Origin of the sequence: Cedecea sp. VD22 (assembly GCF_037150195.1) — a bacterium.
Classification (GTDB): domain Bacteria; phylum Pseudomonadota; class Gammaproteobacteria; order Enterobacterales; family Enterobacteriaceae; genus Cedecea.
In genome coordinates this window covers 1-13,720 of record NZ_JBBCPX010000006.1, presented here as the reverse complement: position 1 = coordinate 13,720, position 13,720 = coordinate 1, and the positions used below count along the sequence as shown (strand labels likewise).

At 53.2% G+C, this 13,720-nt stretch carries 14 protein-coding genes and 3 tRNA genes; all 17 read left to right on the top strand.

The annotated features are described in order from the left end of the window. Positions 1-13 precede the first annotated feature (13 nt). The 17 genes from odhB to WFK85_RS12910 all read left to right on the top strand — a co-directional run bounded on the left by odhB (position 14) and on the right by WFK85_RS12910 (position 13,611). Positions 14-1,240, top strand: a complete 1,227-nt coding sequence (gene odhB / locus WFK85_RS12990) for a 2-oxoglutarate dehydrogenase complex dihydrolipoyllysine-residue succinyltransferase (RefSeq protein ID WP_336708442.1) — start codon at positions 14-16, stop codon at positions 1,238-1,240. Positions 1,241-1,338: 98 nt separating this feature from the next. After that, positions 1,339-2,505 carry an ADP-forming succinate--CoA ligase subunit beta gene (gene sucC, locus WFK85_RS12985; protein WP_008456146.1) on the top strand — a complete coding sequence of 389 codons (1,167 nt, stop codon included), beginning with the start codon at positions 1,339-1,341 and terminating at the stop codon, positions 2,503-2,505. After that, positions 2,505-3,377: a succinate--CoA ligase subunit alpha gene (gene sucD / locus WFK85_RS12980; RefSeq protein WP_008456147.1), complete on the top strand. Its 873-nt coding sequence runs from the start codon at positions 2,505-2,507 to the stop codon at positions 3,375-3,377. The genes sucC and sucD overlap by 1 nt, the downstream gene beginning before the upstream one ends. 820 nt (positions 3,378-4,197) lie before the next feature. Next, the gene (gene cydA, locus WFK85_RS12975) at positions 4,198-5,766 is read left to right on the top strand and encodes a cytochrome ubiquinol oxidase subunit I (RefSeq protein ID WP_008456148.1); all 1,569 of its coding nucleotides are present in this window, start codon (positions 4,198-4,200) and stop codon (positions 5,764-5,766) included. A gap of 15 nt (positions 5,767-5,781) precedes the next feature. Then, on the top strand, positions 5,782-6,921 hold the full coding sequence (gene cydB, locus WFK85_RS12970; protein ID WP_008456151.1) for a cytochrome d ubiquinol oxidase subunit II: 1,140 nt from the start codon (positions 5,782-5,784) through the stop codon (positions 6,919-6,921). Between the two features lie 13 nt (positions 6,922-6,934). Further along, positions 6,935-7,048 carry a cytochrome bd-I oxidase subunit CydX gene (cydX, locus tag WFK85_RS12965; protein ID WP_008456153.1) on the top strand — a complete coding sequence of 38 codons (114 nt, stop codon included), beginning with the start codon at positions 6,935-6,937 and terminating at the stop codon, positions 7,046-7,048. After that, positions 7,048-7,341, top strand: coding sequence for a cyd operon protein YbgE (ybgE, locus tag WFK85_RS12960; RefSeq protein WP_008456154.1), 294 nt, complete (start codon positions 7,048-7,050; stop codon positions 7,339-7,341). The genes cydX and ybgE overlap by 1 nt, the downstream gene beginning before the upstream one ends. Positions 7,342-7,489: 148 nt before the next feature. Then, positions 7,490-7,894, top strand: coding sequence for a tol-pal system-associated acyl-CoA thioesterase (gene ybgC / locus WFK85_RS12955; RefSeq protein ID WP_008456156.1), 405 nt, complete (start codon positions 7,490-7,492; stop codon positions 7,892-7,894). Continuing rightward, a complete protein-coding gene (gene tolQ, locus WFK85_RS12950; RefSeq protein WP_008456164.1) occupies positions 7,891-8,577 on the top strand; it encodes a Tol-Pal system protein TolQ in 687 nt (228 codons plus the stop codon). The genes ybgC and tolQ overlap by 4 nt, the downstream gene beginning before the upstream one ends. Positions 8,578-8,590: 13 nt before the next feature. Continuing rightward, the gene (gene tolR, locus WFK85_RS12945; RefSeq protein WP_008456166.1) at positions 8,591-9,016 is read left to right on the top strand and encodes a colicin uptake protein TolR; all 426 of its coding nucleotides are present in this window, start codon (positions 8,591-8,593) and stop codon (positions 9,014-9,016) included. 32 nt (positions 9,017-9,048) lie between these two features. Then, on the top strand, positions 9,049-10,344 hold the full coding sequence (tolA, locus tag WFK85_RS12940; protein ID WP_166875776.1) for a cell envelope integrity protein TolA: 1,296 nt from the start codon (positions 9,049-9,051) through the stop codon (positions 10,342-10,344). 131 nt (positions 10,345-10,475) lie between these two features. Then, a complete protein-coding gene (gene tolB, locus WFK85_RS12935) occupies positions 10,476-11,768 on the top strand; it encodes a Tol-Pal system beta propeller repeat protein TolB (protein WP_008456170.1) in 1,293 nt (430 codons plus the stop codon). 31 nt (positions 11,769-11,799) lie between these two features. Further along, a complete protein-coding gene (gene pal / locus WFK85_RS12930; RefSeq protein ID WP_008456172.1) occupies positions 11,800-12,321 on the top strand; it encodes a peptidoglycan-associated lipoprotein Pal in 522 nt (173 codons plus the stop codon). 9 nt (positions 12,322-12,330) lie between these two features. Continuing rightward, on the top strand, positions 12,331-13,116 hold the full coding sequence (gene cpoB, locus WFK85_RS12925) for a cell division protein CpoB (protein WP_166994568.1): 786 nt from the start codon (positions 12,331-12,333) through the stop codon (positions 13,114-13,116). Between the two features lie 164 nt (positions 13,117-13,280). Further along, positions 13,281-13,356, top strand: a tRNA-Lys gene (locus tag WFK85_RS12920). A 46-nt stretch (positions 13,357-13,402) separates the two neighbouring features. Further along, positions 13,403-13,478, top strand: a tRNA-Lys gene (locus tag WFK85_RS12915). Between the two features lie 57 nt (positions 13,479-13,535). Beyond that, a tRNA-Lys gene (locus tag WFK85_RS12910) sits at positions 13,536-13,611 on the top strand. The last annotated feature ends 109 nt before the right edge of the window (positions 13,612-13,720 follow it).

The following is a 13,720-nucleotide window of genomic DNA, read 5'->3' as shown; positions in this document are numbered from 1 at the left end:
TAAAGGATAAATAATGAGTAGCGTAGATATTCTAGTTCCTGACCTGCCTGAGTCCGTAGCCGACGCGACAGTGGCAACCTGGCATAAAAAACCGGGCGACAGCGTCAAACGTGACGAAGTACTGGTTGAAATCGAAACTGACAAAGTGGTACTGGAAGTCCCCGCGTCTGCGGACGGCGTTCTGGATGCGGTACTGGAAGACGAAGGCACGACCGTGACCTCTCGTCAGATTCTGGGCCGTCTGCGTGAAGGCAACAGCGGCGGGAAAGAAACCTCCGCAAAAGCTGACAGCAAAGAGTCTACTCCGGCTCAGCGCCAGCAGGCTTCTCTGGAAGAGCAGAGCAATGATGCCCTCAGCCCGGCTATCCGCCGCCTGATCGCAGAGAACGACCTCGACGCCAGCGCTATTAAAGGCAGCGGCGTAGGTGGCCGTCTCACTCGTGAAGATGTTGAAAAACACCTGAGCGAAGCGAAAGCGAAACAACCTGCGCAGGCGAAAGCCGCCGAAGCCACTCAGGCGCCGGTTGCGCCACTGGCTGGCCGCAGCGAAAAACGCGTGCCGATGACCCGTCTGCGCAAGCGCGTGGCCGAACGTCTGCTGGAAGCGAAAAACTCTACCGCCATGCTCACTACGTTCAACGAAGTGAACATGAAGCCAATCATGGCACTGCGTAAGCAGTACGGTGAAGCGTTTGAAAAACGCCACGGCGTGCGTCTGGGCTTCATGTCCTTCTACATTAAAGCGGTTGTTGAAGCGCTGAAACGCTATCCGGAAGTGAATGCTTCCATCGACGGCGAAGACGTGGTTTACCACAACTACTTCGATGTCAGCATCGCGGTTTCTACCCCGCGTGGCCTGGTGACCCCAGTGCTGAAAGACGTTGATACCCTGGGCATGGCTGACATCGAAAAACGCATCAAAGAGCTGGCGGTGAAAGGCCGTGACGGCAAACTGACCGTGGAAGAGCTGACCGGCGGTAACTTCACCATCACCAACGGTGGCGTCTTCGGCTCCCTGATGTCTACGCCAATCATCAACCCACCGCAGAGCGCGATCCTGGGTATGCATGCCATCAAAGACCGCCCAATGGCGGTGGACGGTAAAGTTGAGATCCTGCCGATGATGTACCTGGCGCTCTCTTACGATCACCGTCTGATCGATGGCCGCGAGTCCGTGGGTTATCTGGTAGCCATTAAAGAGCTGCTGGAAGATCCAACTCGTCTGCTGCTGGACGTGTAGTCGAACAAGACTCTGGCGGGTGCTATGACACCCGCCCCTACAACCAAATCTAACCTTACCCCGAGCATTAATGCTCTTTATCTGGATGGATAGAACTCATGAACTTACACGAATATCAGGCGAAACAGTTGTTTGCTCGGTATGGTTTGCCGGCACCCGTCGGTTACGCCTGCACCACACCGCGTGAAGCGGAAGAAGCCGCCTCTAAAATTGGCGCGGGTCCTTGGGTGGTGAAATGTCAGGTTCATGCCGGTGGCCGCGGTAAAGCGGGCGGTGTGAAAGTGGTTAACAGCAAAGAAGACATTCGTGCTTTTGCCGAGCACTGGCTGGGCAAACGTCTGGTGACTTACCAAACGGACGCTACTGGCCAGCCTGTACACCAGATTCTGGTTGAAGCTGCAACCGACATCGACAAAGAGCTGTATCTGGGCGCGGTAGTTGACCGTAGCTCTCGCCGCGTGGTCTTCATGGCCTCCACCGAAGGCGGCGTGGAAATCGAAAAAGTAGCGGAAGAAACGCCGCACCTGATCCACAAAGTTGCGCTGGATCCGCTGGCGGGCCCAATGCCTTACCAGGGACGTGAGCTGGCGTTCAAACTGGGTTTGGAAGGTAAACAGGTTCAGCAGTTCACCAAGATCTTTATGGGGCTGGCGACTATCTTCCTCGAGCGCGACCTGGCGCTGATCGAAATCAACCCGCTGGTGATCACTAAGCAGGGCGACCTGATCTGCCTCGACGGCAAACTGGGCGCTGACGGCAACGCGCTTTTCCGCCAGCCGGATCTGCGTGAAATGCGCGACCAGTCTCAGGAAGACCCGCGTGAAGCTCAGGCTGCACAGTGGGAACTGAACTACGTGGCGCTGGACGGCAACATCGGCTGTATGGTTAACGGTGCGGGCCTGGCAATGGGCACCATGGACATCGTTAAGCTGCACGGCGGCGAGCCGGCTAACTTCCTCGACGTGGGCGGCGGTGCGACCAAAGAGCGCGTTACCGAAGCGTTCAAAATCATCCTGTCCGACGACAAAGTCAAAGCCGTTCTGGTGAACATCTTCGGCGGTATCGTCCGCTGTGACCTGATTGCCGACGGCATCATTGGTGCGGTAGCTGAAGTGGGCGTTAACGTGCCGGTGGTGGTGCGTCTGGAAGGTAACAACGCCGAACTGGGCGCGAAAAAACTGGCAGATAGCGGCCTGAACATCATTGCAGCGAAAAGTCTGACGGACGCAGCACAGCAGGTTGTTGCTGCCGTGGAGGGGAAATAATGTCCATTTTGATCGATAAAAACACCAAGGTAATTTGCCAGGGCTTTACCGGCAGCCAGGGGACTTTCCACTCCGAACAGGCGATTGCCTACGGTACGCAAATGGTTGGCGGCGTGACGCCAGGCAAAGGCGGTACTGAACATCTGGGTCTGCCGGTATTCAATACCGTGCGTGAAGCCGTTGAAGCTACTGGCGCGACTGCTTCCGTGATTTACGTTCCAGCCCCGTTCTGCAAAGACTCCATCCTGGAAGCGATTGATGCGGGCATTAAGCTGATTATCACCATCACTGAAGGTATCCCTACGCTGGATATGCTGACCGTGAAAGTGGCGCTGGATGAAGCTGGCGTGCGCATGATCGGGCCAAACTGCCCGGGCGTTATCACCCCAGGTGAATGCAAAATCGGCATCATGCCGGGCCACATTCACCTGCCGGGCAAAGTAGGCATCGTTTCCCGTTCCGGGACGCTGACCTATGAAGCCGTTAAGCAGACAACTGACATCGGCCTCGGCCAGTCAACCTGCGTTGGTATCGGCGGTGACCCGATTCCTGGCTCCAACTTCATTGATATCCTGAAGATGTTCCAGGCAGACCCGAAAACCGAAGCCATTGTGATGATCGGTGAAATCGGCGGGAGCGCAGAAGAAGAAGCTGCGGCCTATATCAAAGAGCACGTGACCAAACCTGTTGTGGGCTACATTGCCGGCGTTACCGCGCCAAAAGGCAAGCGTATGGGCCACGCGGGCGCCATCATCGCGGGCGGGAAAGGGACGGCGGATGAGAAATTCGCTGCTCTGGAAGCCGCTGGCGTGAAAACCGTTCGCAGCCTCGCCGACATTGGCGATGCGCTGAAAGCTATTCTGCCGCAGTAAGCAGATGCCCCTGCGCAAGCGGGGGAAACAGTAATAATAAGTGTTCGACATGGTTGGCCACCCTGGGTGGCCTTTTTTTATGTTTCGGCTTTGATAACCCTGCCTCTTCTTACGTTGTATCGCGCATGCCCACGCACTTATTCTTTTCCTGAATAATTTCTCTCTGCAATATTTTCTCGATGTAACCTTATAAAAAATAATGATTTGTTAATTTAATTTATATCAAAAGTGAATTATTTGTGAATATTAAAAGGAGGGAGCCAAAACTACGGAAAAAGATGCCCGATAAATAGTGTAAAGATGACCTGGCGTGCATGGGAGAAATTTAAGCTTCAGCTTTAAATATCGGCTTTATGTTGAGAATAAGCGTCATGAAATTAACCTCAAACGAAGCGTTGGAACATATCATTAACAACAAATTCACGATTAATTCTCTATTGAAAAATAATTAACATTGCCAATGTAAATTGTTTTGGATCAATGTTTAAAGCTGGCGTTGCGGGGTATAAAGGGGCAAAATTGCTGCAGATCAAACTGGCTGAATAACGGTGTTTTAGCTATAAATTGATCGCCGTCGTAAAACGTAAAAAACATTAAGCAAAGACCTGTTTATTGTAAGGGAATTGCAGGGTAATATAATTACGGGTTATTTTTGATTTAATTAACGTGTTTGTAACCTTTCACCTTTTGATTTCACATTTGAATAAAGTGGGCGAGAAAAAGGGGACTGGAAGCGAATGTATTTGTATTAGGGCATGCTTGTGGTGAACCTCCCGGTGAACCACAGTCGAAGTCTTCATGCGAAGAGCAAGGAGTCAAGATGTTTGATATTGTCGAACTGTCGCGCTTACAGTTTGCCTTGACCGCGATGTACCACTTCCTGTTTGTGCCGCTGACGCTAGGTATGGCGTTCTTGCTGGCCATCATGGAAACGGTCTATGTGCTGTCAGGTAAGCAGATTTATAAAGATATGACCAAATTCTGGGGCAAGTTGTTTGCAATCAACTTTGCGCTGGGGGTGGCAACCGGTTTGACCATGGAGTTCCAGTTCGGGACTAACTGGTCTTACTATTCTCACTATGTAGGGGATATCTTCGGTGCGCCGCTGGCGATCGAAGGCCTGATGGCATTCTTCCTCGAATCTACCTTTGTTGGTCTGTTCTTCTTTGGCTGGGATCGCCTCGGCAAAGTTCAACATATGGCCGTCACCTGGCTGGTGGCATTGGGCTCCAACCTCTCCGCGCTGTGGATTCTGGTCGCTAACGGCTGGATGCAAAACCCTATCGCTTCCGATTTCAACTTCGAAACCATGCGTATGGAAATGGTCAGCTTTGCCGAGCTGGTCCTGAACCCGGTTGCGCAGGTTAAATTCGTACACACCGTAGCGTCCGGCTATGTTTGTGGCGCGATGTTCGTGCTCGGTATCAGCTCCTACTACCTGCTGAAAGGCCGCGATGTCGCTTTTGCGAAGCGTTCCTTCGCGATTGCCGCGAGCTTCGGTATGGCCGCTATTCTCTCCGTTATCGTACTGGGCGATGAGTCTGGCTACGAAATGGGTGACGTGCAGAAAACCAAACTGGCCGCGATTGAAGCCGAATGGGAAACTCAGCCAGCGCCGGCGGCGTTTACCCTGTTTGGTATTCCTGACCAGGATAAACAAGAAAACCGTTTCGCCATTCAAATTCCTTACGCGTTGGGCATCATTGCTACCCGCTCGGTAGATAAGCCGGTCACGGGCCTGAAAGAGCTGATGGTGCAGCACGAAGAGCGTATCCGTAACGGGATGAAGGCTTACAGCCTGCTGGAGCAACTGCGCAGTGGTTCAACCGATCAAAGCGTGCGTGATAGCTTCAACTACGTGAAAAAAGACCTGGGCTATGGTCTGTTGCTGAAGCGCTACACGGAAAACGTCACTGACGCGACCGAAGAGCAGATTCAGAAAGCAACCAAAGACTCTATTCCTCGCGTAGCACCGCTGTACTTCGCGTTCCGCATTATGGTGGCCTGTGGCTTCCTGATGCTGTTCATTATCGCTGTGTCCTTCTGGACCGTGACCCGTAACGCCATTGGTTCGAAAAAATGGCTGCTGCGTGCCGCGCTGTACGGTATTCCACTGCCTTGGATCGCTATCGAATCCGGCTGGTTTGTCGCGGAATACGGGCGTCAGCCTTGGGCGGTGGGTGAGGTTCTGCCGACGGCAGTGGCAAACTCGTCATTGAGCGTGGGCGACCTGCTGTTCTCCATGATACTGATTTGCGGCCTTTACACGCTGTTTATGGTGGCGGAACTGTTCCTGATGTTCAAATTTGCTCGCCTTGGGCCGAGCAGTCTGAAAACAGGGCGCTATCACTTTGAGCAGTCCAACGTGGCTTCTCAGCCGGCACGCTAAGACAGGAGTCGTCAAATGATCGATTATGAAGTATTGCGTTTTATCTGGTGGCTGCTGGTCGGCGTTCTGCTGATTGGCTTTGCCGTCACCGACGGCTTCGATATGGGCGTGGGCATGCTGTCGCGCGTGATTGGCCGTACTGACGTTGAACGCCGCATCATGGTTAACTCCATCGCGCCGCACTGGGACGGGAACCAGGTTTGGCTGATCACCGCGGGCGGGGCTCTGTTTGCTGCCTGGCCAATGGTTTATGCCGCTGCCTTCTCCGGCTTCTATGTCGCGATGATTCTGGTGCTGGCTTCTTTGTTCTTCCGTCCGGTAGGGTTCGACTACCGCTCGAAGATCGAAGATACCCGCTGGCGCAACATGTGGGACTGGGGCATTTTCATTGGTAGCTTCGTACCACCTCTGGTGATAGGTGTCGCTTTCGGCAACCTGCTGCAGGGCGTTCCGTTCCACGTTGATGACTACCTGCGCCTTTACTACACCGGTAACTTCTTCCAACTGCTAAATCCGTTTGGCCTGTTGGCAGGCGTTGTTAGCGTGTCGATGATCGTGGCCCAGGGCGCAACCTATCTGCAGATGCGTACCGTAGGTGAGTTACATCTGCGTGCTAAAGCGGCGGCTCAGATTGCTGCGCTGGTGATGATGGTTTGCTTCGCGCTGGCCGGTGTCTGGGTGATCTACGGCATTGATGGCTATGTGGTGACTTCTGCTCTGGATCATCATGCTGCATCTAACCCGCTGACCAAAGAAGTCGCGCGTCAGGCGGGTGCCTGGCTGGTGAACTTCAACAATACGCCAGCGCTGTGGTTGATTCCTGCTCTGGGTGTTGTGCTGCCGCTGCTCACCATCCTCATGTCTCGTCTGGAGAAAGGCGCTCTGGCGTTTATCTTCTCTTCGCTGACGTTGGCCTGTGTGATCCTGACGGCCGGTATCGCGATGTTCCCGTTCGTGATGCCTTCCAGCACCATGATGAACGCTAGCCTGACCATGTGGGATGCGACATCCAGCCAGCTGACGCTGAATGTGATGACCTATGTTGCCATCGTGTTCGTGCCAATCATTCTTCTCTACACCACCTGGTGTTACTGGAAAATGTTCGGTCGTATCACGAAAGAGCACATCGAAAGCAACTCCACCTCTCTGTACTAATAAGGAGCTGATTATGTGGTACTTTGCATGGATTCTGGGCACGCTTCTGGCGTGTGCATTCGGGATTATTACCGCGCTGGCTCTCGAGCACGTTGAGGCGAGCAAAGCCGGAAAAGAAGAGCACTGATGGAATACGTTATCGCGAAACTGTACGCGGTAATGGACAAGAGCCCCTTGCGGGCTCTTTCCTTAGTGATGGCGCTGGTGCTGGCTGGGTGTATTTTTTGGGACCCGTCTCGTTTTGCCGCCAAAACGAGTGAGCTGGAGATTTGGCATGGCTTCCTGCTGATGTGGGGCGTTTGTGCTGGGATCATTCACGGCGTGGGTTTCCGCCCAACCAAAGTGCTCTGGCAGGGCATTTTCTGCCCGCTGGTTGCCGATTTAGTGCTCATCGCTGGCCTGCTGTTTTTCTTCTTCTGAATGTCTGCGTACATTCCCCCGCCTGAAGCAGAAATTATGGGCTTTAACAAGCCCATAAAAATTTACTTAACGTTTAAAACAATCCATTCCAAACCCTCATTCTCTTGCGTATAGTAAGCAGCGTTTAATTGCATTACCGGGATGTAAAGTGAGTACAACGCTGTTTCGATGGCCGGTCCGTGTTTACTACGAAGACACAGACGCCGGTGGTATGGTTTACCATGCCAGTTATGTTGCTTTTTATGAAAGAGCACGCACAGAGATGCTGCGCCAGCACAACTTTAATCAGCATTCCTTGTTGGCGGAGCGTGTCGCCTTTGTCGTACGCAGGATGACGGTTGATTATCTTGCGCCTGCCCGACTCGACGATTTACTCGAAATCCAAAGTGAAATTACATCGATGCGCGGCACTTCTATGGTGTTTACGCAGCGAATAGTCAACGCTGAAAATCAGTTGCTTAACCAAGCTGAAGTGCTGATTGTTTGCGTTGATCCACACCTAATGAAGCCTCGTGCGCTTCCCAAGTCTATTGTCGCGGAGTTCAAGCAGTGACTGACATGAATATCCTTGATTTGTTCCTGAAGGCAAGCCTTCTGGTCAAATTTATCATGTTGATTTTGATTGGTTTTTCCATCGCATCATGGGCAATCATCATTCAGCGAACGCGTATCCTTAATGCCGCCAGCCGTGAAGCTGAGGCGTTTGAAGACAAGTTCTGGTCCGGTATCGAACTGTCTCGCCTGTATCAGGAGAGCCAGGGCCGCCGCGACAGCTTGAGCGGTTCTGAGCAGATCTTCTATTCCGGTTTTAAAGAGTTCGCGCGACTGCATCGCGCCAATACCCATGCGCCAGAAGCTGTGGTTGAGGGGGCATCTCGTGCGATGCGTATCTCGATGAGCCGCGAGCTGGAAACGCTGGAAACCCATATTCCTTTCCTCGGCACCGTTGGTTCCATCAGCCCGTATATCGGCCTGTTTGGTACGGTGTGGGGGATCATGCATGCGTTTATCGCCCTGGGCGCGGTGAAGCAGGCGACGCTGCAGATGGTTGCGCCAGGGATTGCCGAAGCGCTGATCGCGACTGCGATTGGTCTGTTTGCTGCTATTCCGGCCGTTATGGCGTACAACCGCCTTAACCAACGCGTGAACAAACTGGAATTGAATTACGACAACTTCATGGAAGAGTTCACGGCTATCCTGCACCGTCAGGCTTTTACCAGCAGCGAAAAGCAGTAACAAGGGGTAAGTCATGGCCAGACGCGGACGTGGTCGTCGTGAGCTGAAGTCAGAAATTAACATCGTTCCATTGCTGGACGTGCTGCTGGTGCTGCTGCTGATCTTTATGGCAACAGCGCCGATCATCACCCAGAGCGTCGAGGTGGATCTGCCGGATGCGACAGATTCTCAGACCGTCAGCAGTAACGATGAACCGCCGGTCATTATTGAAGTGTCCGGGGTAGGGCAGTACAGCGTAGTGGTTGAAAAAGATCGCATGGATCAGTTGCCGTCAGAGCAGGTTGTTGCCGAAGCGCAGCGCCGTCTGCAGGCGAATCCAAAAACGGTCTTTTTGATCGGCGGCGCAAAAGATGTTCCGTATGACGAGATCATCAAGGCGCTGAATCTGTTGCATCAGGCGGGCGTGAAGTCCGTTGGTTTGATGACACAGCCAATCTGATCCATTTCGCTTAAACCGTTTGGGAACCGAGAGTGTCAAAGGCAACCGAAGAGAACGCTAAATTAAAACGGGCGATCATCGTTTCAGTGGTGCTGCATATCATTTTGATTGCCATCCTGATCTGGAGCTCGTTTGATGAGCACATTGATGCATCCGCTGGCGGTGGCGGTGGTTCTTCTATTGACGCGGTGATGGTTGACCCGGGTGCGGTAGTGGAAAACTACAATCGCCAACAGCAGCAGCAGGCAAGCAGCAAGCGCGCCGCTGAACAGCGTGAAAAACAGGCGCAGCAGCAGGCAGAAGAGCTTCAGCAAAAACAGGCGGCGGAGCAACAGCGCCTGAAAGAGCTGGAGAAGGAGCGTTTAGCCGCCCAGGAGCAGGCAAAAGCGCAGGCCGAACAGCAGAAACAGGCTGAAGCGGCCGCGAAGCAGGCTCAAGAGCAGCAAAAACAGGCCGAAGCTGCGGCCGCAGCGGCGAAGGCAAAAGCGGACGCTCAGGCGAAAGCCCAGGCTGACGCGCAGGCAAAAGCTGCGGAAGAAGCCGCGAAGAAAGCGGCTGCGGATGCTCAGAAGAAAGCCACTGAAGAAGCTGCTAAGAAAGCAGCTGACGCTGAGAAAAAAGCCGCCGCTGACGCTGCTGCTGCAGCGAAAAAAGCTCAGCAGGATGCTGAGAAGAAAGCTGCAGATGCTGCCGCTAAGAAGGCTGCGCAGGATGCGGAGAAGAAAGCCGCCGCTGAAGCAGCTAAGCAGGCTGCTGCTGAAAAAGCTGAAGCTGCGAAACAGGCTGCTGCAGAAAAGGCAGCGGCAGAAAAAGCTGCCGAGAAGGCCGCTGCTGACAAGGCTGCCGCAGCGAAAGCCGCCGCAGATAAGAAAGCGGCCGCCGACGCGAAGAAAAAGGCTGCTGCTGAGAAAGCTGCTTCTGACAAGGCCGCAGCGCAGGGCGTCGACGATTTATTCGGTGATTTAAGCTCAGGTAAGAATGCACCGAAAACGGGCGGTGGGGCGAAAGGTAATGCCGCAGCTGCCGCTGGAAAAGGGAATAATAAGAACAACGGCGCTAGTGGCGCGGAGATCAACGGCTATGCTGGTCAGATAAAGGCAGCGATCGAGAGTAAGTTCTATAACGATCCTTCGTTTGCCGGTAAGACCTGTTCGCTGCGGATCAAGTTGGCACCAGACGGCCTTCTGCTTGATATCAAGCCAGAAGGCGGTGATCCAGCACTTTGTCAGGCTGCCGTTGCGGCAGCGCGTCTGGCGAAGATTCCGAAGCCGCCAAGTGAAGCTGTTTATGAAGTCTTCAAGAACGCACCGATCGACTTTAAGCCTTAACGCGGTTTTCCCCGTCACGACGGGGAAAGCACACTAAGCTGAGTTACAGGGTTTTGGTAGTTTTGTGTATTTGGGTTTGTTAACATTCTGCTAAATTATCGTGGGCTTTTCGCCCGGATAAGGGAGATATGATGAAGCAGGCATTTCGTGTAGCGTTAAGTTTCTTAATGCTGTGGGCAGCAGTGCTGCACGCAGAAGTTCGTATCGAGATCACCCAGGGCGTGGATTCTGCTCGTCCAATCGGTGTGGTTCCGTTCACCTGGGCAGGCCCTGGCGCCGCGCCTGAAGATATCGGCGGTATTGTTGCCGCTGACCTGCGTAACAGCGGTAAATTCAACCCGCTCGACAGATCTCGCCTGCCACAGCAGCCGGGTTCTGCTCAGGAAGTTCAGCCTGCTGCCTGGACCGCGCTCGGTATTGACGCCGTCGTGGTAGGTCAGGTTACGCCAAACGGCGACGGCAGTTACACCGTGGCTTACCAGCTGGTTGACACCTCTGGTGCACCGGGCACGGTGCTGGCGCAGAACTCCTATAAAGTGAACAAACAGTGGCTGCGCTATGCCGGCCATACCGCCAGCGATGAAGTGTTTGAGAAGCTGACCGGCATTAAAGGCGCATTCCGTACCCGTATTGCTTACGTTGTACAGACCAATGGCGGCCAGTTCCCGTATGAGCTTCGCGTGTCTGATTACGATGGCTACAACCAGTTTGTGGTACACCGTTCTCCGCAGCCGCTGATGTCTCCAGCCTGGTCTCCGGACGGCAGTAAACTGGCTTATGTGACCTTCGAAAGCGGCCGTTCTGCGCTGGTTGTGCAGACGCTGGCTAACGGTGCAGTACGTCAGATTGCTTCGTTCCCGCAGCACAACGGTGCACCGGCGTTCTCTCCGGACGGTTCTAAGCTGGCGTTCGCGCTGTCTAAAACCGGCAGTCTGCAGCTGTACGTGATGGACCTGGGCTCTGGCCAGATTCGTCAGGTAACTGAAGGTCGCAGCAACAACACCGAACCGACCTGGTTCCCGGACAACCAAACCCTGGCCTATACCTCTGACCAGGCGGGTCGTCCACAGATTTATAAAGTCAGTATTAGTGGCGGTGCTCCGCAGCGTCTGTCCTGGGAAGGTTCTCAGAACCAGGATGCCGATGTCAGTGCCGACGGTAAAATTATGGTAATGGTCAGCTCCGCAAGCGGTCAGCAGCACATTGCCAAACAGGATCTGGTAGCGGGTGGCGTAACAACTTTATCGTCAACGTTCCTGGATGAAACGCCAAGTCTGGCACCTAACGGCACTATGGTAATCTACAGCTCTTCTCAGGGGATGGGATCCGTGCTGAATTTGGTTTCAACAGATGGGCGTTTCAAAGCGCGTCTTCCGGCAACTGATGGACAGGTCAAATTCCCTGCCTGGTCGCCGTATCTGTGATAACAATATTGATTATTAAAGGATCAAAGAAATGCAACTGAACAAAGTGCTGAAAGGGCTGATGATTGCTCTGCCGGTTATGGCTATCGCGGCGTGTTCTTCTAACAAGAGCGCCAACAATGGTCAGAGCGGTGAAGGTATGCTGGGTGCCGGCACTGGTATGGACGCTAACGGCCACGGCAACATGTCTTCTGAAGAGCAGGCTCGTCTGCAGATGCAACAGCTGCAGCAGAACAACATCGTTTACTTCGGTCTGGACAAATACGATGTTAGCTCTGAATTCGCTGCAATGCTGGATGCACACGCTAACTTCCTGCGTAGCAACCCGTCTTACAAAGTGACCGTAGAAGGTCATGCGGATGAGCGCGGTACCCCAGAGTACAACATCGCACTGGGCGAACGTCGTGCTAACGCTGTTAAAATGTACCTGCAAGGTAAAGGCGTTTCTGCAGACCAGATCTCCATCGTTTCTTACGGTAAAGAAAAACCTGCAGTACTGGGTCATGACGAAGCGGCTTACGCTAAAAACCGTCGTGCCGTACTGGTTTACTAAGAGAATCGCATGAGCAGTAACTTCAGACATCACTTGTTGAGTCTGTCGTTACTGGTTGGCATAGCGGCCCCCTGGGCCGCTACTGCTCAGGCGCCAATCAGTAGTGTCGGCTCAGGCTCGGTCGAAGACCGTGTCACTCAACTCGAGCGTATTTCTAACGCTCACAGTCAGCTTTTGACCCAACTCCAGCAGCAACTCTCCGATAACCAGAATGACATTGATTCCCTGCGTGGTCAGATCCAGGAAAGTCAGTATCAGCTGAATCAGGTTGTGGAACGTCAAAAGCAAATTTTGCTGCAGATGGATAGCCTTAGCGGCGCTGCGGCGGGAGCAGGGCAACAGCCTGCTGCCGGTGCATCCCAGACTGCCACTCCGGACGCAGGGGCCGCTAACGCGGCGCCTGCTGCCCCAGTGCAAGGCGGTGATGCTAATAGCGATTACAACGCTGCTATCGCGCTGGTGCAGGATAAATCGCGGCAGGACGATGCTATCAATGCGTTTCAGTCCTTTGTGAAGAAGTATCCGGATTCAACTTATCTGCCTAACGCCAATTACTGGCTGGGTCAGTTGAATTACAACAAAGGCAAAAAGGACGATGCGGCGTTTTATTTTGCCTCCGTGGTGAAAAACTACCCGAAATCCCCTAAAGCGCCGGACGCCATGTTTAAGGTTGGCGTGATCATGCAGGACAAAGGCGACGCTGCAAAAGCGAAAGCCGTCTACCAGCAGGTCGTTAAACAGTATCCCAATACTGACGGTGCAAAGCAGGCTCAAAAACGTCTGAATGCGCAATAATGCGTGCGGCCTGACCAGATATCGTCGCTTTTCTGGTCTTGCCGTGCGAAACATAAGCAGTTGAGCGATCTGCGTCAAAATTATTGTTGCGTCAAAATCTTAAATCAGTAATATATGCCGCCGTTGCCAAGGGATACTAAACAAACCCAAAGTGACGCAAAAGTGGGTCGTTAGCTCAGTTGGTAGAGCAGTTGACTTTTAATCAATTGGTCGCAGGTTCGAATCCTGCACGACCCACCACTTTAAAGTAGTAAGCAGTAAAGAAGTTTGCAGTAAACCGCACAGTGGGTCGTTAGCTCAGTTGGTAGAGCAGTTGACTTTTAATCAATTGGTCGCAGGTTCGAATCCTGCACGACCCACCAGTTTAAAGTAGTAAGCAGTAGTAAGCAGTAAAGAAGTTAGTAGTAACCGCATACAGCGGGTCGTTAGCTCAGTTGGTAGAGCAGTTGACTTTTAATCAATTGGTCGCAGGTTCGAATCCTGCACGACCCACCAGTGTAGAAAGGCGCCCTAAAGGCGCCTTTTTGCTATTCTGAATTCGGGCAGGGTTCGAGCCTGCAGCAGGTTCGACAAAATCGCTTTTTGATTTTGCCCGTCGCTTGCG

Bases quoted from the DNA above. Each gene is read 5' to 3' on its own strand.
- odhB (WP_336708442.1), top strand. From the start codon at position 14: ATGAGTAGCGTAGATATTCTAGTTCCTGACCTGCCTGAGTCCGTAGCC.
- sucC (WP_008456146.1), top strand. From the start codon at position 1,339: ATGAACTTACACGAATATCAGGCGAAACAGTTGTTTGCTCGGTATGGT.
- sucD (WP_008456147.1), top strand. From the start codon at position 2,505: ATGTCCATTTTGATCGATAAAAACACCAAGGTAATTTGCCAGGGCTTT.
- cydA (WP_008456148.1), top strand. From the start codon at position 4,198: ATGTTTGATATTGTCGAACTGTCGCGCTTACAGTTTGCCTTGACCGCG.
- cydB (WP_008456151.1), top strand. From the start codon at position 5,782: ATGATCGATTATGAAGTATTGCGTTTTATCTGGTGGCTGCTGGTCGGC.
- cydX (WP_008456153.1), top strand. From the start codon at position 6,935: ATGTGGTACTTTGCATGGATTCTGGGCACGCTTCTGGCGTGTGCATTC.
- ybgE (WP_008456154.1), top strand. From the start codon at position 7,048: ATGGAATACGTTATCGCGAAACTGTACGCGGTAATGGACAAGAGCCCC.
- tolR (WP_008456166.1), top strand. From the start codon at position 8,591: ATGGCCAGACGCGGACGTGGTCGTCGTGAGCTGAAGTCAGAAATTAAC.
- tolB (WP_008456170.1), top strand. From the start codon at position 10,476: ATGAAGCAGGCATTTCGTGTAGCGTTAAGTTTCTTAATGCTGTGGGCA.
- pal (WP_008456172.1), top strand. From the start codon at position 11,800: ATGCAACTGAACAAAGTGCTGAAAGGGCTGATGATTGCTCTGCCGGTT.
- cpoB (WP_166994568.1), top strand. From the start codon at position 12,331: ATGAGCAGTAACTTCAGACATCACTTGTTGAGTCTGTCGTTACTGGTT.